The organism is Asanoa hainanensis, from assembly GCF_900188485.1.
Lineage (GTDB): Bacteria > Actinomycetota > Actinomycetes > Mycobacteriales > Micromonosporaceae > Asanoa > Asanoa hainanensis.
The window spans coordinates 48,700-66,821 of sequence record NZ_FZPH01000026.1 but is presented as its reverse complement, the minus strand read 5'-3'; the positions used below and the strand labels follow the sequence as shown (position 1 = coordinate 66,821).

At 70.9% G+C, this 18,122-nt stretch carries 17 protein-coding genes and 1 pseudogene; 4 read left to right on the top strand and 14 right to left on the bottom strand.

What is annotated here, in order from left to right; genetic code table 11:
- From CHC05_RS37800 to CHC05_RS42915, 11 genes and pseudogenes are all read right to left on the bottom strand, one after another.
- Positions 1-307, bottom strand: a 307-nt coding sequence (locus tag CHC05_RS37800; RefSeq protein WP_144022958.1) for a transposase, incomplete at its 3' end; no start/stop codon positions are given.
- A gap of 568 nt (positions 308-875) precedes the next feature.
- The gene (locus CHC05_RS37795; protein ID WP_089255457.1) at positions 876-2,015 is read right to left on the bottom strand and encodes an acyl-CoA dehydrogenase family protein; all 1,140 of its coding nucleotides are present in this window, start codon (positions 2,013-2,015) and stop codon (positions 876-878) included.
- A gap of 16 nt (positions 2,016-2,031) precedes the next feature.
- Positions 2,032-3,561 (bottom strand): acyl-CoA carboxylase subunit beta, encoded by a 1,530-nt coding sequence (locus tag CHC05_RS37790; RefSeq protein ID WP_089255456.1) that lies wholly within the window; start codon positions 3,559-3,561, stop codon positions 2,032-2,034.
- 107 nt (positions 3,562-3,668) lie between these two features.
- Positions 3,669-5,123 (bottom strand): chaplin family protein, encoded by a 1,455-nt coding sequence (locus tag CHC05_RS37785; protein ID WP_089255455.1) that lies wholly within the window; start codon positions 5,121-5,123, stop codon positions 3,669-3,671.
- Between the two features lie 292 nt (positions 5,124-5,415).
- Positions 5,416-6,606, bottom strand: coding sequence for a hypothetical protein (locus CHC05_RS37780; RefSeq protein ID WP_144022956.1), 1,191 nt, complete (start codon positions 6,604-6,606; stop codon positions 5,416-5,418).
- Between the two features lie 142 nt (positions 6,607-6,748).
- A complete protein-coding gene (locus CHC05_RS37775; RefSeq protein ID WP_089255453.1) occupies positions 6,749-8,086 on the bottom strand; it encodes an acetyl-CoA carboxylase biotin carboxylase subunit in 1,338 nt (445 codons plus the stop codon).
- A 75-nt stretch (positions 8,087-8,161) separates the two neighbouring features.
- Entirely contained in the window at positions 8,162-8,773 is a 612-nt protein-coding gene (locus CHC05_RS37770) for a TetR/AcrR family transcriptional regulator (RefSeq protein ID WP_089255452.1), read from the bottom strand.
- Between the two features lie 117 nt (positions 8,774-8,890).
- Positions 8,891-9,793 carry a sulfurtransferase gene (locus CHC05_RS37765; RefSeq protein ID WP_089255451.1) on the bottom strand — a complete coding sequence of 301 codons (903 nt, stop codon included), beginning with the start codon at positions 9,791-9,793 and terminating at the stop codon, positions 8,891-8,893.
- A 22-nt stretch (positions 9,794-9,815) separates the two neighbouring features.
- On the bottom strand, positions 9,816-11,099 hold the full coding sequence (locus CHC05_RS37760; RefSeq protein ID WP_089255450.1) for an aminotransferase class V-fold PLP-dependent enzyme: 1,284 nt from the start codon (positions 11,097-11,099) through the stop codon (positions 9,816-9,818).
- A gap of 35 nt (positions 11,100-11,134) precedes the next feature.
- Complete coding sequence (locus tag CHC05_RS37755) at positions 11,135-11,905, bottom strand: SGNH/GDSL hydrolase family protein (RefSeq protein WP_089255465.1); 771 nt, start codon at positions 11,903-11,905, stop codon at positions 11,135-11,137.
- A gap of 513 nt (positions 11,906-12,418) precedes the next feature.
- Positions 12,419-12,913, bottom strand: a pseudogene (locus tag CHC05_RS42915) (SigE family RNA polymerase sigma factor); the annotation flags it as partial.
- Positions 12,914-12,998: 85 nt separating this feature from the next.
- Between CHC05_RS42915 and CHC05_RS37745 the strand changes: the two are divergent.
- From CHC05_RS37745 to CHC05_RS37730, 4 genes are read left to right on the top strand one after another with little or no spacing between them, the layout of a single operon-like run.
- Positions 12,999-14,765 (top strand): proline--tRNA ligase, encoded by a 1,767-nt coding sequence (locus CHC05_RS37745; protein WP_089255448.1) that lies wholly within the window; start codon positions 12,999-13,001, stop codon positions 14,763-14,765.
- Positions 14,766-14,817: 52 nt separating this feature from the next.
- Entirely contained in the window at positions 14,818-15,222 is a 405-nt protein-coding gene (locus CHC05_RS37740; RefSeq protein WP_089255447.1) for a CBS domain-containing protein, read from the top strand.
- A gap of 9 nt (positions 15,223-15,231) precedes the next feature.
- Positions 15,232-15,651, top strand: coding sequence for a SufE family protein (locus CHC05_RS37735; protein WP_425426906.1), 420 nt, complete (start codon positions 15,232-15,234; stop codon positions 15,649-15,651).
- A 19-nt stretch (positions 15,652-15,670) separates the two neighbouring features.
- Entirely contained in the window at positions 15,671-16,309 is a 639-nt protein-coding gene (locus tag CHC05_RS37730) for a DsbA family oxidoreductase (RefSeq protein ID WP_089255445.1), read from the top strand.
- A 28-nt stretch (positions 16,310-16,337) separates the two neighbouring features.
- Here CHC05_RS37730 and CHC05_RS37725 read toward each other — a convergent pair whose 3' ends face one another.
- The 3 genes from CHC05_RS37725 to CHC05_RS37715 are packed head-to-tail and all read right to left on the bottom strand — an operon-like array spanning position 16,338 to position 18,099.
- Entirely contained in the window at positions 16,338-16,880 is a 543-nt protein-coding gene (locus tag CHC05_RS37725; protein WP_089255444.1) for a YbaK/EbsC family protein, read from the bottom strand.
- Between the two features lie 53 nt (positions 16,881-16,933).
- Complete coding sequence (locus tag CHC05_RS37720; RefSeq protein ID WP_089255443.1) at positions 16,934-17,776, bottom strand: SDR family NAD(P)-dependent oxidoreductase; 843 nt, start codon at positions 17,774-17,776, stop codon at positions 16,934-16,936.
- Entirely contained in the window at positions 17,773-18,099 is a 327-nt protein-coding gene (locus CHC05_RS37715) for a nuclear transport factor 2 family protein (protein ID WP_089255442.1), read from the bottom strand. Before CHC05_RS37715 ends, CHC05_RS37720 begins: the two co-directional genes overlap by 4 nt.
- Positions 18,100-18,122: the final 23 nt, after the last annotated feature.

Here is an 18,122-nt window from a genome sequence, read left to right as displayed (position 1 = left end):
CGCGGGACCAGTCGATCTGCCCGGCGACGCCGAGGACGTCCAGCACAGCTTGATGCAGCGCCTGCATGACGCCTTGCTCGACCCATTCGGTGAACCGGCGATGCGCGGTCGCCCGGGAGATCGGGAACGACTCCGGCAACGCGTCCCACGCGCAGCCGGTCTGCAACACGTACGCGATCGCCGCTACCGCAACCCGATCATCGATCCGCCGCCGCCCGCCACCCTGATGCCTTTGCGGGTGCTCGGGCAGCAGCGGCTGCACCAGATGCCACAACGACTCCGGGCAGTACTTCTCCACATCACTCACGCTCGTACAACGAATGATGTTGGACTACAACAACCCCAAATGAGACGCGGTCTTAGCCCGCCGGTAGAGCGCCCGCCCAACCGCAACCGCGAAGGTGCGTCCACCGCGCAACAACCACGAGCCCGCCCGCCAGGAACGGCGAACGGCCGCCAAGCCCTTAGCCACAGGTCGAGCGCCCGCCCCAACCGCAACCGCGAAGGTGCGTCCACCGCGCAACCAGAACGCGCACCGCGGCCGAAGACGGAGACCGACCCGACAAGCCCTTGCCCGACACCAGAGTGACCCAAACGGAACCACGAAGGTGCGTCCGCCGCGCAACAACCACGCACCCGGCGGCCGACGAGGGCGAACGAGCCGACAAGCCCTTGCCCAGCGTCACGGTGAGACGGTGAACCGCAAACCGTGGCCACTACGGCGACCAAAGACGGCGGCCGCACACGCGAGGGAGCGTAGTGGCGCGGTCGTGTCGCGCGGTGTCGGCCGGCCGAGCGAAGCAAGGGTCGGCCGGCACCGCGCGACACGACCTTTAAGCGCCACGAAAGCGACCGAGCCCAGCCAGCACAGCCAGCTAGAGTCCCAACTCTCGCGCGATTACCATCCGCTGGATCTCGGACGTTCCTTCGCCGATCTCTAGGATCTTCGAGTCTCGCCAGAAGCGGGCTACCGGGAACTCGTTCATGAAGCCGTAGCCGCCGTGGATTTGGGTGGCGTCTCTTGCGTTGTCTACCGCGCTCTCGCTCGCGTACAGCTTCGCGATCGCGGCCTTGCGCTTGAAGTCGCGCCCGGCCAGCATGTCTTCGGCCGCGTCGTGGTAGGCCAGCCGGCCCAGGTGGGTGCGCTTCTCCATGTCCGCGATCTTGAATTGGATCGCCTGGAAGCCGGCGATCGGCTGGCCGAAGGCGTGGCGTTCCTTGGCATAGCGCACGGACTCGTCGACGCAGCCCTGCGCCAGGCCGACCGCCAGCGCGGCGATCGCGATGCGGCCCTCGTCGAGGATGCGCAGGAACTGGGCGAAGCCTCGGCCGCGCTCGCCGAGCAGGTTCGCGGCCGGCACGCGTACGTCCTCGAAGCTGAGCTCGTGTGTGTCGGACGCGCACCAGCCGACCTTGGAGTAGCCCGGCGCCACCGTGAACCCGGGCGTGCCCGACGGCACGATGATGGTCGAGAGTTCCTTGCTGCCGTCGGGCCGGGTGCCGGTCACCGCGGTCACCGTCACGAACGACGTGATGTCGGTGCCCGAGTTGGTGATGAAGGCCTTCGCACCGTTGATCACCCACTCGTCGCCGTCGAGGACGGCTCGGGTGGCGGTGCCGCCGGCGTCGCTGCCGAAGCCCGGCTCGGTCAGGCCGAAGCCGGCCAGGGCCTCTCCCCGGACGAGCGGCGGCAGCCAGCGGCGCTTCTGCTCCTCGGTGCCGAAGCGGTAGATCGGCATCGCGCCGAGCGAGACCGCGGCCTCCAGGGTGATCGCCACGCTCGAGTCGACCCGGGCCAGCTCTTCGAGGGCCAGGCAGAGGGCGAAGTAGTCGCCGCCCATGCCGCCGTGCTCCTCCGCGAAGGGCAGGCCGAACAGGCCCATCTTCCCCATCTGCGCGACGATGTCGTACGGGAAGGTGTGGTTGTCGTAGTGCTTGGCGATGACGGGCGCGACCACGTCGTTGGCGAACTCGCGGACGCTTTCCCGCAGCGCCTCGTGCTCTTCGTTGAGCATGGCGGGCTCCTTGTGGTTAGACGGGTGTCACGCCGTGGCGACGGCGGGAGAAGTGGCGGTCCTTGCCGCGGGCAGCCGCGTAGCGAGCGACGAGCTCGGCCCGCAGGTGCTCGGGCGGCACAATCGCGTCGATCACGAGCTCGCTCGCGAGGTGGACGATGTCGATGTCCCGCTCGTACGCCTCACGCCGCTCGGCGACGAAGGCGGCCCGCGCCTCCGGGTCGTCGATAGCGGCGATCTTGTTGGCGTAGACCGCGTTGACGGCGGCCTCGGCGCCCATCACCGCGATCTTCGCGGTGGGCAGGGCAATCGTCGCGTCGGGCATGAAACCGGGGCCGGCCATGGCATAAAGACCGGCACCGTACGCCTTGCGCACCACGACACAGATCTTCGGCACGGTGGCCTCGGAGATCGCGGTGATCATCTTGGCGCCGTGGCGGATGATCCCCTGCTTCTCGACGGCGGTGCCGACCATGAAGCCGGGTACGTCGGAGAGGAACAGCAGCGGCACGTTGAAAGCGTCGCAAAGCTGGACGAACCTGGTGGCCTTGTCGGCGGAGTCGACGAACAGCACCCCGCCCTTGAACATCGAGTTGTTGGCCACGACGCCGACGACCTGGCCGTCGAGGCGACCGAACCCGACCGTGAGCTCCTTGGCCCAGAGCGCCTGGATCTCGAAGAACGTGCCCTCGTCGAGCAGCCCCTTGGCGAACTTGCGCATGTCGAAGGCCTGCCGCTCGTTGGGCGGCACCATCGCGGCCAGGTCGGCCGACGGCGGCGCCAAAGCCTCGACGGCCGGCGGCTGCTCGGTGTAGTTGGCCGGCAGGTAGGACAGGTAGCGGCGAACGGTGTCGAGCGCCTCGTCCTCGGTCTTGCACAGGAAGTGGCCGACGCCGGACTCACGGGTGTGCACCGCGGCGCCACCCATCGCCTCCAGCGTGGTCTTCTCGCCGGTGACCATCTCGACCATGCGGTCGGACCCGAGGTACATGCTGGCGTTGCCGTCGACCATCGCGACCACGTCGCAGAACGCCGGGATGTACGCACCGCCCGCCGCGGACGGCCCGAACAGCGCGCAGACCTGCGGGATCGACCCGGAGGCACGGACCTGGTTCCAGAAGATGTGCCCGGCGCCGCGCCGGCCAGGGAACAGGTCGACCTGGTCGGTGATCCGGGCGCCGGCCGAGTCGACCAGGTAGACCATCGGCAGACCGGACTGGTAGGCCCGCTCGATGATCCGGATGATCTTCTCAACGGTACGGGCGCCCCAGGAGCCGGCCTTCACCGTCGAGTCGTTCGCCATCAGGCAGACCCGACGGCCGTCGATGGTCGCCTGACCGGTGATCACGCCGTCGGCCGGCAGGCCCTCGGCGAGGGCGTTGGCGTAGAGCCCGTCCTCGACGAACGAGCCCTCGTCGACCAGGTGCGCCACCCGCTCGCGGGCGAACATCTTGCCCTTGGCTGCGTTGGCCGCGTGGTAGCGCTCCGCGCCACCGGCCCGGACCCGCTTGCCGAGCTGCTCGAGCTCTTCGTCGTCGAGTGCCACACCGACCCCTTCGCCAACGCGACTGAACTATCGTTAAGGTACTACATCCGCAAACGAAAGGGCCCCCGCAGGTCGCGGGGGCCCTTTTGAAGCGGTCGAACGGTGGATCAGTTGAGGGCGAGCGCCCCGCCCTGGCTCTGCGCGAAGGCGGCGCCACCGGCGGCGGCGATCGCGTTGCCGCTGATGTCGATCACGGTCTGGACCGGCGCGTACACCTGGGTGCCGTTGGCGACACCGTAGTTGCCCGTGGTGATCACGTTGGTCCCACCGTTGGAGGCAACGCTGCCCCGGTGGCCGTTCTTCTTGCCGTGCTTGCCGTGACGACGGTCGTTGTCGTAGTCGTCACCCTCGGTGGCACCCGAGCGGGCACCCGGCGCGGTGTCCATCTTGGGAGCGGCGGCCGGGGCGGTGTTCTGCCCCAGCGACCCGACGACCGGCAGGCCCGCGACGACGGGGAGCGAGCCGAGAACCGGCAGCGCCTCGTCGCGCGCACCCTCGGCGCGAGCGCTCTCGTTGAGGGCGATCGCGCCACCGTCGCACTGCGCGAACGCGGCCGCCGCAGCGCCGGCGATGCCGTTGCCGCAGACGTCCAGGACGGTCTGGACCGGCGCGTACGCCTGGGTGCCGTTGCCGACGCCGTAGTTGCCGGTCGAGATGACGTTGGCTTCCTCGCGGGCGCTCTCGTTGACGGCGGCGGCGCCACCGTCGCAAGCCGCGAACGCGGCCCCACCGGCGGCGGCGATGCCGTTACCGCAGATGTCGATCACGGTCTGGATCGGCGCGAACACCTGGGTGCCGTTGCCGACGCCGTAGTTGCCGCCGGTGAAGACCAGCGTGCCGCCGCCGTCGCCGCGGCTGCCACGGTGACCCCGGCCGTCGTGGCCCCGACCGTCGTAGTCGCCACCCTCAGCGCGAGCGCTCTCGTTGACCGCGGCCGCGCCGCCGTCGCAGGAGGCGAACGCCGCGGCACCGACCAGCGGGATCGCGTTGCCGCAGATGTTGATCGAGGTCTGGATCGGCGCGTAGACCTGGGTGCCGTTCAGGACACCGTAGTTGCCCGACGAGATGACGTTGGTGGCCTGGTCGTCCCAAGCACCGCGGCCCTTCTTGTGCTTCTTGCTCTTGCCCTCGGCCATCTTGAGGGCCTCGTCGGCGTCGTGGTGCTTGCGGTAACCACCGTCGTTGTCGTCGCTCTCGCCGGCGCCGTTGACGGCCAGGGCGCCACCGTCACAGGCGGCGAAGGCCGCGCTGGCGGCGGCACCGATGGCGTTGCCGCAGACGTCCAGGACGGTCTGGACCGGCGTGATCACCTGGCTGCCGTTGCCGACACCGAAGTTGTTCGACGTGATGAAGTTGCTGCCGCCGCCGTTGACCGCGGCCGCGCCGCCGTCACACTGCGCGAACGCGGCACCGCCGACGCCGGCGATGCTGTTGCCGCAGATGTCCGCGACGGTCTGGATCGGCGCGTACAGCTGGGTGCCGTTGCCGACGCCGAAGTTGCCGTTGCTGATGACGTCGGCCGAGGCCGCCGCCTGGGTGATGAGCAGACCACCAGCCGCCATGACGCCAACGCTGATGGACTTGCGAACCCAAGTCTTCATTGGGTGAAGTGACCTTTCAATAAATGTCAGTAAGAGGGTGTTGCCGTGGTGTCGCTGTCCGGGCGCGACGGTGCCGTGAGGTGCCCTGACTCCGCCTGTCGACTTGCGCCCAGGTGTGGTTCGTGATGTCCGGCCAGGGTTTCGCCGCTAGTGCGAGCGGTCATCGGAATCCCTGGTCTGCCGCGCTACACGGGCCCGGTGGCCCGGTGGGGCTGGTCGGCTCCTGCCCGTCGCCGGTGCAGGTCCTTCATCACTAGTCAGGTGAGACGGTCGGTTCCTCGGCGTCACGCCGCGGTACCACTGTGTCGGCCGATTTCGGCAGCAACTGGTAGGCCACCATGCTGTCCGCGACCGACGAGGGAACGGTGGCGAACGCACCACCGCCCATCGGTGAACCCGCCGCACTGGCCGGGGTCCCCGAAGCGCTGCCTTCACCCTGTGCGGGCACGGGATGGGGCAGGCTGGGCGCATCGCCCTTCTTCCGGGACGACACGGCCTCGACCGCGCGTTCCGGCCGGCCGGCATGCTGCCGGTCGGTGCTCGGCTCGGTGTGAGCGGCCCCAACCGCGGCCGCGGAGGCCGCACCCGCGGCGACCGTGCCGGTCGTGCCGGATGACACGCCTCCGTGCACGCCGACGGGACCGTTGGGCGTGACAACCGAGCTTGGCCGGCCACGGGGGCCGGGCAGGGTGCCGGTCACCGTCTTGGCCACCACGCCCGCCGTGCTGAACAACGGCACCACGGCGAACCGCAGCATCGAGGTCAGTGGACGGAAGAACGCGGTGACCGGCGCGAGTGCCGGCAGGGCGACCTGAGCCACCGGGGTAAGCAGGGCGCCCGGGACGGTCAGCGCACGGGTGACCCCGAGCGGAGCGACCAGTCCGATGCCGGCCAACCCGCTGACGCGGGGTTCGGGCCGGTCCGCCGAGCGGTTCGGCGACCCGTGGGGGGCGCCGGCGCGGTCGGCCGTACGGACGGCGGCCTGGTCCGACCCGAGGGCCGGCGCCGCGTCCGCGATGGTGATGGAGCGTTTCGCCGTCGTACTGGGTGCGACGACGGCGACGGCGGAATCGGAGCTCACCCGCCGCGCGGCGGTCCGGCCGGTCGACACCGGCTGCTCGACGGGAGCGTGCGCCATTGCCGGCGCAGAGGAACCGCGCGCCGTCACCGGCGCTGTGGAACCCTGCGCCGTTGCCGGCGCCAATGCTCCCCCGAGCAGTCCTTCTGCCGTGCTCAACACCGGCTTCGCGGCTTCCAGCACGCCGCCCAGGGGCTCGAGGACGGACCCCGTGCTCCGGTCGGCGGACGGTTCCGCGGCGGCGGCCTGAGCAGCCGACGCGGAGAGCAGCCAGGCCGCTCCCGCGAGACCACCGACGACGAGCGTGCGGACCAGGACCCGGCGTGAAGCCTGGCGCTTGACGCGCGCGACTCCCGACCGAATCATGGGCCCGCCTTCCCGCTCGCCGGTTCGTTAGCGGTGGCGGTCCGGCCTGATTTGACCGGTTATGACCGCCACTGCCTTAGGTAACGAACTGGCCTGAACGGGGTCACGCAGGTGAATGGGAAAAAATGGTCACTAACCCCACTTATCGCATGCGAGCCACGATGCCTGTGTCGTAGTCACCCGAACCGAACTCGGCGTTGTCCAGCAGTTCCGCGAAGAACGGCAGGTTCTGCTTCGGACCCACGATCTCGAACGCGGCGACCGCGGCCCGGGCCCGCTCGAGCGCCTGCGCACGGTCATCGCCATACACAACGAGCTTGGCCATCAATGAGTCGTAGAACGGAGTCACCGTCGTCCCTGCGGCGTACCCCGAGTCGACCCGGACGCCCTCGCCGGTCGGCTCGACCCAGGTGGTCACCGCGCCCGGGCCGGGCAGGAACCGCTTCGGGTCCTCGGCGTTGACTCGCAGCTCGATCGCGTGCCCGCGGGGGGCCAGCGCGGCCGGGTCGAACGCCGGCGGCAGGCCGGATGCCACCCGCAACTGCTCCTCGACCAGGTCGACACCGTAGACGAGCTCGGTCACCGGGTGCTCGACCTGCAGCCGGGTGTTCATCTCCAGGAAGAAGAACTCGCCCGTCGCGGGCTCCAGCAGGCACTCGACGGTGCCCGCGTTGCGGTAGCCGACCGCCTCGCCGGCCCGGACGGCGGCGGCCAGCAGCCGGGCGCGCAGCTCCGGGGAGACGGCCGGCGACGGCGACTCCTCGGCCAGCTTCTGGTTGCGGCGCTGCACCGAGCACTCCCGCTCGCCGAGCGCCACGACGGTGCCGTCGGCCAGGCCCAGGATCTGCACCTCGACATGGCGTACGCGGGGGAAGTAACGCTCGATCAGCACGGCGCCGTCGCCGAACATCCGGTCGGCGAAGGTGCGGACCTTGTCGTACTCGGTGCGCAGCGCGGCCTCGTCGCCGGCGACGCCCATGCCCATGCCGCCGCCACCCGCCGCGGCCTTGACCATCACCGGGTAGCCGATCTCGGCGGCGGCCGCCACGGCGGCGTCGACCGACGCGGCCGGGTCGGTGGTGCCGGGTGCGACCGGGACACCGGCGGCGGCCATCAGGTTGCGCGCGTTGATCTTGTCGCCCATCGCGCTGATCGCCTCGGGGCTCGGACCGACCCAGATCAGGCCGGCGGCCTCGACGGCGCGGGCGAACTCGGCGTTCTCGGAGAGGAAGCCATAGCCGGGGTGGACCGCCTGGGCGCCGGTGGTCTTCGCGGCGGCCAGGAGAGCCTCGACGTTGCGGTAGCTCTGCGCCACGTTGGCCGGGCCGATCAGCACCGCCTCGTCGGCCTCTTTGACGAACGGCAGGTCGGCGTCGGCCTCGGAGTAGACGGCGATCGTGCGCACGCCCAGCCGGCGCGCGGAGCGGATCACCCGGCGGGCGATCTCACCCCGGTTGGCGACCAGCAGAGACTCGATCATCAGAACTCCCCTCTCGGCGGGCGACGGTGCCCGCCAACCATGTTTACCTGAGGGGTCGTTCAGTGCGGGGGCGGGTCAGGATGTCGGCCGCAATGCCGCCATGGTGGCGGCGCCCAGCAGCTCGGCGAGCCGGTCGCGGTCGACCTCCCCGCCCAGGAACGGGGTGGAGTTCATCAGGCCGAAAGCGGCGTGCGCGAGGGCCCTGGCCTCGGGCGCCGTGAGCTCGGGGCGGATCCGCAGCAGCACCTTCACCCACTCTTCGACGTAGAGGCGCTGGAGCCGCCGGATCTGGCGGCGCGGGTCGTCCGGCAACCGGTCGAGCTCGTGCAGGTGCAGCGCGATCACGGCGGGGTTGGCCAGGGCGAAGTCGACGTGGAACTCGACCAGTGACGCGAGGGCGGTCTCGTCCGGGTGCCGTGCGACCCGTTCCCGGCCACCGGCCAGCAGCCCTTCGCTGACCGGGATCAGCGCGGCCACCAGCATCGCTTCCTTGCCGGCGAAGTGGTGGTAGAGCGCGGGGCCGGTGACCCCGGCCGCCGACCCGATGTCGTCCATGGAGACGCCGTGATAGCCGCGGGAGGCGAACAGGCCGACCGCGATCTCGAGGATCTCGTCACGCCGCGATCGGCGCTTGGGCGGTGTGGACGCGGCCGGATGCCGGGGGTCCGCTTGTTGTTCCAGCGTCACGAGGCCAGCCTAGCCAGCTGTCAAGACCAACAAGATGTCGCGATCTTGAATTTAGCCTAGTAATTGGGTGGGTTATGGGGGGTTTTGTCCGGCAGTTTGGCGTGCTGGACGTCACGTTCAGCGTTTGAGCGAGCCCGGCTGCTCACCCTTGGCGATCGGCGAACGCACCAGGTTGCCCCACTCGGTCCACGAGCCGTCGTAGTTGCGCACGTGGGTGAACCCGAGCAGGTGCTGCAGGACGAACCAGGTGTGGCTGGAGCGTTCGCCGATCCGGCAGTACGCGATGACGTCGTCCCCTTCGGACAGACCCAGCTGGTCCTCGTAGATGGCGCGGAGCTCGTCGGCCGACTTGAAGGTGCCGTCGTCGTTGGCCGCCGACTTCCACGGCTTGCTGAGCGCGCCCGGGATATGCCCACCGCGCAGCGCGCCCTCCTGCGGATAGGCCTCCATGGCCAGCAGCTTGCCCGTGTACTCGTCCGGCGAGCGCACGTCGACCAGCGGGCGGCCGGCCTGCACGTGGGCCAGCACCTGCTCGCGGAAGGCCCGGATCCGGGCGTCGTCGCGGCGCGGCACCGGGTACGGCGTCGGCGGCCGATGGGTCCGGTCCCGGGTCAGCTCGCGGCCCTCGGCGACCCACTTCTGCCGGCCGCCGTCGAGCAGCCGCACGTCCTGATGGCCGAAAAGCGAGAACACCCAGAGGGCGTACGCCGCCCACCAGTTGAAATTGTCGCCGTAGAAGACCACGGTGTCGTCGCGGCTGATCCCCTTGCTCGCGCACAGCGCGGCGAAGCTTTCCGCGTCGACGTAGTCGCGGCTGACCTCGTCGTTGAGGTCGGTGTGCCAGTCGACCTTGACCGCGCCGGGGAGGTGGCCGGACTCGTAGAGCAGCACGTCTTCGTCGGACTCGACGACCACCAGGCCGTCGCTGCCCAGGTGCTCCGCCAGCCACTCCGTGGTGACCAGGGACTGCGGGTCGGCGTACGCCTGCAGCCGCGGGTCCGGGTCCTTCGAAACGGGCATAAGACCAACGCTATACCTGTAACTACCCCACCAGGCCACGAACAGCGTGCAGCGCCGCGTCGATGTGCTCCTCGCTGTTGGCGATGCTCGGACCGAACCGCACGTACGTGGTGCGATAGGGCGTCGCAGTGGCCACCACCTTGGCCGCGGCGAGCCGGCCCACCGCCTCGTCGACCTGGATGTTGCCGATGCGGCAGCAGACGACCCCGGCGGACAGGTCGGGGTCGCGCGGCGTCACCACCTCGACGCCGGCGATGGCGGCCAGCCCGTCCTTGAGCCGGGTGGCCAGCTCGCGGACCCGGCCGGCGACCCGGCCGCGGCCGATGTTCTCGTGCAGGTGGAACGCCTCGGCGAGGGCCCAGCGGTGCTCGAAGCTGTGGTAGCCGCCGGGCGTCGCGGCCGGGCCCGGCGGGGTCAGCGCCTTGCCGGCCGTCAGCCAGGCGGCCAGGCTGCGCCCGTCGAAGGACGGCACGCTCGGTGTGAACCTCGACCAGCCGCGGTCGGAGCCCCAGACCAGGCCCGTGCCGCGCGGGCCGTGCAGCCATTTGTGGCAGCCGGAGACGAGGAAGTCGCAGCCCAGGCTCTCGGGTGTCGCGTCGACGGCGCCGAACCCGTGCACCCCGTCGACGCAGAGCAGCACGTCGCGGCCGGCCAGGGCATCGGCGATCGCCCGGATCGGCAGCCGCACGCCGGTGCTGGAGTGCACCCAGGTCACCGCGACCACGCGGGTACGCGGCCCGACCGCGGCCGTCAGCCGGCCGACGATCTCGTCGACGGACGTGGTGGCCGGGTCGGAGTAGAGCTCGACCTGCCGAACCGCGACCCCGTCCCGCTCGGTGCGCAACCGCAGCGCGTCGTGCGTCGCGTAGAAGTCGTGGTTGGTGGTCAGCACCTCGTCGCCGGCGCCGAGTCGCAGCCCGCCGTAGAGCAGCCCGAGGCCGAGTGTCGTGGAGTCGGTGAACGCCACCCTGTCGACGCCGCTGCCGAGGTAGTTCATGACCGCGCTGGCCACCCGGCGGTCGGCCTGCGCCTCGTGCGCGTGCAGATAGCCGATCGGGTCGCGGTCGAACCCGGCGCGGTGCTGCTCGATCGCGGCCCGCACGCCGGCCGGGTGTGGCGCGAAGACGAAGGTGGACAGGTGCGCCACGGCCGGGTCGAGGGCGAACTGGGCCCGGACGCTCGCCCAGTCGCGCGGGTCGAGCGGCGGGGTTTTCGGGGGTGCACCCTCGCCCTCGCACGCCGCGACGCCCACGAGGCCGACGGCGGCTGTCGCGCCCAGCAGACCTCGGCGGCTCAGCTGTGCCATGCGGGACAGTGAACACCGTCGAGGTCACACGTGGGTCAACCGAGCTCGCCGAACGGCGACAACTCCGGGCGTTTCGCCGTGACCAGGTCGCCCGAGGAACGGCCGGTCAGCCGGCGCTTGACCCATGGCGCGAGGTGGCGGCCCGCCCACATCGCGTCGGCCGCGCGGGCCTTGAGCCAGCGCGCCGACGGCAACCACGCCTGCGGGACCAACCATTCGGGATCCGCCTGTACGCCCAGCGCGGTCAACACGTGCCCGGCGACCCGGCGGTGCCCGGCGGCCGACAGGTGCAGCCGGTCCTGGCCCCACATCACCGGGTTCCGGAACTCGTCGTCGGCGAACAGGTCGATCAGGTGCGCGCCGTAGCGTTCCGCGGTCGCGCCGACGGCCTGGTTCAGAATGGCCGCCCGCGGGCCGATGATCCGCTGGCCCGGCAGCCGCGAGGTGACGTCCGCGAACCGGAACACGACCACGTCGGCTCCGGTCGACCGGAGCTCACGGATCACCGAGTCGAACCGGCCCATCAGGGTCTCCGGGTCGAACGAGCGCCGCAGCACGTCGTTGCCGCCGGCCGCGAAGCTGATCAGATCCGGCTTCATCGCCACCGCGGCCGGCACCTGCTCGGCGACCACGTTCGGGAACAGCCGCCCACGGATCGCCAGGTTGGCGTAGCGGAAGTCCGGCCGGTCGGCCGCCAACCGCGCCGCGACCAGGTCGGCCCACCCGCGGTAGGTGCCGTCCGGGTAGGGATCGTCCATCCCCTCGGTGAAACTGTCGCCAACAGCTACGTAACTCCCCCAACGCACATTGCGCATTCTGGCACTGACTGCCGGGAAGAACCCCCACTCGGGTCAGGAACATCACTGCGCCACGAAGGAGACGTGGTTGTCGCCCGGTGTGGTGTCGCCGGTGGCGCCCATCGACAAGATCCCGCCGGTCGGCCGCGTGCCCTTCGGGTAGACCAGGCGCATCGTCACCGTCGTACGGTCGCCCGGTTCTCGACGGTGAACTCCAGGTCGCCCACCCGGTCTCCGGCGACATTGGTGACCAGCCGGACCGGCTCGGCCGAGATCCGCACGTCGTACGCCGCGGGTGGGAACGACGTCGAACCGCTGGTCTGTATGAACCCGATGCCAGTCCACTGGTACGCCCGTCGTTGCCGCTCGGCGGTCGCGACCGTCCCGTCGCGCCAGATCACCTCTACCTGTCCCGGCGAGCCGATCAGGGTCTCGGCTATGAACCCGCCGCCGATCCCTCCCTGATCCGTCACGACCTGGCCCAACGTGGCGACCGACCCGTCCGGCGCGCGGTGCAGGGCCAGCCCGCAGCCTGGCCAGCGCCCGCGCGGTCTGGCTCTTGACGGTGCCGATCGAGACGCCGAGCAGGTCCGCCGCCTCGGCCTCGGTGTGGTCCTCGAAGAAGCGCAGGACGAGCACCGCCCGCTGGCGGTCCGTCAGCCGCATCAGCGCGTTGCGCAAGGTGATCCGGACCGCGGCCTGGTGTGCGTGGTCGGGGCCGGCCGCCCTGGGCCGCGGCTCGGGCAGGTCGCCGGTCAGCCATTCGGGTCTGCGGCCGCGCCGGCGCCACCAGGAGATCTGGAGGTGGTACATGGTGCGGCGGGTGTACGCCTCGGCGTTCTCGGGCGCGGCCAGCCGGCGCCAGGACCGATGGGTCCGGGCCAGCGCGGACTGGACGAGGTCTTCGGCCAGGTGCTGGTCGCCGGTCAGCAGGTAGGCGGACCGGAGCAGGGCGGGCGTCCGCGCCCGGACGAAGTCGTCGAACTCGTCCACTCTGGTGCCTCCTCGCGTCGTCACCCCAGACGAAGGAACACCCGTCAATGGTTGTCGGTCCCGCGAAAGTAGGTCGACTCTCTTTCGCCAGTCGCCCTAAGCTGCGCGAATGCTGCTCCGTATGGCCACGTTGTTCCTGCGCACGCTGCGCGAGGACCCGGCCGATGCCGAGGTCGCCAGCCACCGCCTGCTGCTGCGGGCCGGATACATCCGGCGGGCCGCGCCGGGCGGGTTCACCATGCTGCCGCTGGGCAAGCTGGTGCTCGACCGGGTCACCGAGGTGGTCCGCGCGGAACTGGCCGAGGTCGGCGCGCAGGAGGTGCAGTTCCCGGCGCTGCTGCCGCGCGAGCCGTACGAGACGAGTGGCCGCTGGCTGGAGTACGGCGACGGCATCTTCACGCTGGCCGACCGGCGCGGCGCCGAATACCTGCTGGCGCCCACCCACGAGGAGATGTTCGCGCTGCTGGTGCGCGACCTGTTCAGCTCCTATCGCGACTATCCCGTGCTGCTCTACCAGGTGCAGACCAAGTTCCGCGACGAGGCGCGGCCGCGGGCCGGGCTGCTGCGCGGCCGTGAGTTCCTGATGAAGGACGCCTACTCGTTCGACCTCGACGACGCCGGGCTGGCCGACTCCTACGCGACCATGCGCGCGGCGTACCAGCGGATCTTCGACCGGCTCGGGATGGACTACACGATCGTCAAGGCGATGTCCGGGCTGATGGGCGGCTCGGCGTCCGAGGAGTTCCTGGCGACGGCACCGGCCGGCGAGGACACCTACGTGGGTTGCGCTCGTTGCGCGTACGCCGCCAACACCGAGGCCGTCGTGACCCCGCCCGTGCAGGCGACGGACCCGGCCGCCCGGCCCGCGGCGACCACGCACGACACCCCGGAGACACCGACCATCGAGTCGCTGGTCGCGCTGGCCAACGCCCGTGAGCTGGGCGGCCGCACCGACTGGACCGCCGCCGACACCCTCAAGAACGTGGTGGTCACGGTGACCCCGCCCGGCGGGAAGGGCGCGCCGCTGGTGGTCGGGGTGCCCGGCGACCGGGAGGTCGACCTCAAGCGCCTGGGCGCCGCCCTCGAGCCCGCCACCGTCGCCATGTTCGACGACTGGGCCGCGCATCCGTCGCTGGTCCGCGGTTACATCGGGCCGCAGGTGCTGGCCGGGCTCGGCATCCGCTACCTGGTCGACCCCCGGGTCGCGGTCGGCACCGCCTGGCTGACCGGCGCCAACGAGGCCGGCCGGCACGCGATCGACGTGACGCACGGGCGCGACTTCGTCGCCGACGGCACGATCGAGGCAGCCGAGGTGCGGGCCGGCGACCCCTGCCCGGCCTGCGGCGAGGGCACCCTGACCATGCGCCGGGGCATCGAGATCGGCCATGTCTTCCAGCTCGGCCGCCGGTTCACCGACGCGTTCGCGGTCGACGCGCTGGGTGCCGACGGCAAGCCGGTCCGACCGACGATGGGCTCGTACGGCATCGGCATCTCCCGGGCCGTCGCGGCGATCGCCGAGCAGCACCACGACGAGCGCGGCCTGGTCTGGCCCGCCGCCGTGTCGCCGGTCGACGTGCACGTGGTCGCCGCGGGCAAGGGCGACCAGATCGCCGGCGCACTCGCCCTGGGCGAGCGGTTGCACCGGCTTGGCCTGCGGGTGCTGGTCGACGACCGCGCGAACGTGTCACCGGGGGTCAAGTTCACCGACGCCGAGCTGATCGGCGTCCCGGTCGCCGTGGTGGTCGGCCGCCGGTTCGCCGAGGGATACGTGGAGCTGCGCGACCGGGCCACCGGTGAACGGACAGACCTGACCGTCGACGAGGTGGCTGACGCGATCGCGACTCGCACGGCGATTTCCGGCGTACCGTCGGCTTAGCTGAGCGAAGGCTGAAAGGTGCCAGCGGCACGACGGGGAGCGGGGAGGGGCCGTGGCCACTGTGCGAGTTGCGGACGTCATGACCAAGCGGATCGTGTACCTGCCGGTGGAGACACCGCTCGACGAGGCCGCCCGGGCGATGGCCGAAACCGACATCGGTGACGTGGTGGTGACCGACGGAGCCAACCTGGCGGGGATGGTCACCGACCGCGACATCGTCACCCGCTCGGTCGCGACCAACCGCAAGCCGTCGTCGGTGACGCTCGGCGAGGTCGCGGTCCGCGAGATCGTGATCATCGAGCAGTCGGCCACCCTGCGCGAGGCGGCCGAGCTGATGCGGCAACGGTCGGTCCGCCGGATCCTGGTCGCCGACACCGAGCGCCAGCTCGTCGGCATCATCGCCCTGGGTGACCTGGCCCTCATCCACGAGACGGCAGCCACCGCGCAGCGGAACTAGATTAGGGGCATGCCGCCGAAGTTGGCCGAGATCGTCGACGAGTTCCGCTCCGCACCGCGCGACGTGGTGCTGGAGATGCTGCTCGAATACTCGGACGCCGTGCCGGCGTTGCCGCCCGAGATGGCGGGGCACGCCGGCATGGAGCCCGTACCCGAGTGTCAGACGCCGTTCTTCCTCAAGGCCGAGGTGGCCGCGGACAAGACCGTGACGACCTGGTTCGACTGCCCGCCGGAGGCGCCGACGACCCGCGCCTTCGCCGGAATCCTGGCCGAGGGGCTCTCCGGCGCCAGCGCCGACGACGTGCTCTCCGTGCCCGACGATCTCTACCAGCAGATGGGCCTGGCCCAGGCGATCAGCCCGCTGCGGGTCCGCGGCGGCGGTGCGATCCTGGCGCGACTCAAGCGGCAGGTGCGGGAACAGATCGCCTGAGTCGCGGGTTGGGGCTGGCGTGGAGATCGAAATCTACGCCGATGTCGTGTGCCCGTGGTGCTACATCGGCAAGCGGCGGTTGGAGAAGGCGCTCGACGCGTACCCCGGCGAGGTGACCATCCGGTACCGGCCGTTCCAGCTCGACCCGTCCCCCGTGCCGCAGCCGATCCCGACCATCGAGGCGCTCGCGCAGAAGTTCGGTGGTCCCGAGCGCGCCCGCCAGATCACGGAGCACACCGCGAAGACCGCGGCCCGCGACGGGCTGGACATCGACTTCGCCCGGTCGCTGGCGGCGAACACGTTCGACGCGCACCGCCTGGTCCAGCTCGCCGACCAGGTCGGCAAGTCGGGTGAGATGGTCGAGGCCCTCTACGAGGCGCACTTCGTCAACGGGGTCGACGTCGGCTCGCACAAGGAGCTCGCCAAGCTGGCCGGCTCGATCGGGCTGTCCGAGTCGGAGGCGGCTTCGCACCTGTCGTCGGGCGGAGGCGAGGCGGAGGTGCGGGCCGCGCTGGCCGAGGCGCGCGAGCTCGGCATCACCGCGGTGCCCATGTTCATCTTCGCGGGCAAGTACGGCGTGAGCGGCGCGCAAGAGGTGGGCACCCTGCTCCAGGTGCTGGCCGAGGTCGAGAAGCGCGAGGCGGCCTCGGCTAGTTGATCTTCATGTTCCACGTGGAACATGACCATCACCGCGCCAGGTCGTCGACCACCTGCGCGTTGGGCAGCAACGCGAGTGCGGCACCCGGCAGCTCGATCTTGCTGTGCCGCACGCCCGACCCGATGATCACCCGCGTCGTGCCGGCGACGCGGGCGTCGACCAGGATCGGCCAGTCGGCCGGCAACCCGATCGGCGTGATGCCCCCGTACTCCATGCCGGTCAAGGTCACGGCTTCGTCCATGGGCGCGAAACTGGCCTTCCGGGCGTCGAGCAGCTTCCGCACGACACCGTTGACGTCAGCGCGGGTGGTCGCGAGCACCATGCACGCGGCGTAGCGCACCTCGCCACCACGCTTGCCGGCCACGATCACACAGTTGGCCGAGACGTCCAGCCCGACCTCGTACGCCTCGCAGAACGCCGCGGTGTCCGCGAGGTCGGCATCGATCGGCGCGACCAGGATGTCCTCGACCGGCACGGCGGCGTCGCTCGGCCAGCGCTCGAGCGCCTCGACAACCGGCTTCGCCAACAGGTCGGTCCGGCCGAGCGCCGGCTCAGTCTTCAGCGTTCCCATCACAGCGCCGATCCTCGCACGCTCGTGGCCGGGGTGGCCGGCCCCGCGCGGGCCTATCCGCCCGTTGGGAAGTCGGAGGCCCGGGCGGCGGCTTCGGAGGCTCGGACGTCCGTCAGCGCATCCTCGAACGTCATGGTCACGGCGTCGAAGGCGGCGCTGCCGAGCACCAGCCGGTGCGGTGGCGGGTCCTGGGCCATGGCGGCCAGCACTGCCCGGACGCCGCGCCGGGGGTCGCCGGGCTGGTTGCCGTCCTGGTCGACCATCGCGGCGCGTACCCCGTCGAGCATCGGCCGGTAGTCCGTGAGCTCCTCCTCGATCGGCTCGTCGGCGAACCCGGCGTAGGCGCGGGTGCGGAACGCGCCCGGCTCGACCGCCAGCACCTTGATGCCCAGCGGGGCGACCTCGGCGCGGAGCACCTCGGTGATCGCCTCGACCGCGTGCTTGGCCGCGCTGTAGTAGCCGAACCCGGTCACCCCGCGCACGCCGGCCACGGACGACATGTTGACCACCCAGCCACTGCGCCGCGCACGCATGCCGGGCAGGACGGCCCGCAGCACGGTGAGCACGGCGAAGAAGTTGAGTTCGAGCTGCTGCCGGACGGCCGCGTCGGAGGAGCCCTCGATCGACCCGTACCAGCCTCGCCCGGCGTTGTTGACCAGCACGTCGATGCCGCCGAAGCGGTCCTCGGCCGCTTTCACGGCTGCCGCCACCGCGGCGGGGTCGGTGACGTCCAGCGGCACGACGAGCGCCCGGTCGCCGTGCTCCCGCTCCCAGTCCCGCAGCGCCTCGGTGCGCCGGGCGGTGAGCACCACCTGGTCACCGAGCTCGAGAGCGGCGTCGGCATAGGCCAACCCGAAGCCACCGGGAGTGCCGCCGGTGATGAACCACGTCCTCACGGCTCGATCACCAACTCGGACACGGCCCCGCCGCGCAGGGTGAAACGGAAGTGCAGGTCGACCACGCCGCCGGGGAAGTCGCCTTCGAGCCGCTGCCGCACGTCGTAGTGCTCGGCGTCGACCCGGCTGGCCCCGGTCAGCTCGGTGGTGAAGGTGTACTCGACGGCCGCTCCGCCGAGCCAGTCCCGGATCTCGGCCGTACCCCGATGGGTGTGGCCGTCGTCACGCACGACCGCGTCCGAGGTGAAGACCGCGAGCGCGGTCTCGACATCGCGGGCCTGGTGAGCTTTCAGATATGCGGTAATCGTGTCTGGCAGGTTCATGAACCCACCGTGACCCCTCCCGC

Bases quoted from the DNA above. Each gene is read 5' to 3' on its own strand.
- CHC05_RS37780 (WP_144022956.1), bottom strand. From the start codon at position 6,606: ATGATTCGGTCGGGAGTCGCGCGCGTCAAGCGCCAGGCTTCACGCCGG.
- CHC05_RS37715 (WP_089255442.1), bottom strand. From the start codon at position 18,099: ATGAACCTGCCAGACACGATTACCGCATATCTGAAAGCTCACCAGGCC.
- CHC05_RS37765 (WP_089255451.1), bottom strand. From the start codon at position 9,793: ATGCCCGTTTCGAAGGACCCGGACCCGCGGCTGCAGGCGTACGCCGAC.
- CHC05_RS37725 (WP_089255444.1), bottom strand. From the start codon at position 16,880: ATGGGAACGCTGAAGACTGAGCCGGCGCTCGGCCGGACCGACCTGTTG.
- CHC05_RS37760 (WP_089255450.1), bottom strand. From the start codon at position 11,099: ATGGCACAGCTGAGCCGCCGAGGTCTGCTGGGCGCGACAGCCGCCGTC.
- CHC05_RS37785 (WP_089255455.1), bottom strand. From the start codon at position 5,123: ATGGCGGCTGGTGGTCTGCTCATCACCCAGGCGGCGGCCTCGGCCGAC.
- CHC05_RS37775 (WP_089255453.1), bottom strand. From the start codon at position 8,086: ATGATCGAGTCTCTGCTGGTCGCCAACCGGGGTGAGATCGCCCGCCGG.
- CHC05_RS37795 (WP_089255457.1), bottom strand. From the start codon at position 2,015: ATGCTCAACGAAGAGCACGAGGCGCTGCGGGAAAGCGTCCGCGAGTTC.
- CHC05_RS37735 (WP_425426906.1), top strand. From the start codon at position 15,232: ATGCCGCCGAAGTTGGCCGAGATCGTCGACGAGTTCCGCTCCGCACCG.
- CHC05_RS37745 (WP_089255448.1), top strand. From the start codon at position 12,999: ATGCTGCTCCGTATGGCCACGTTGTTCCTGCGCACGCTGCGCGAGGAC.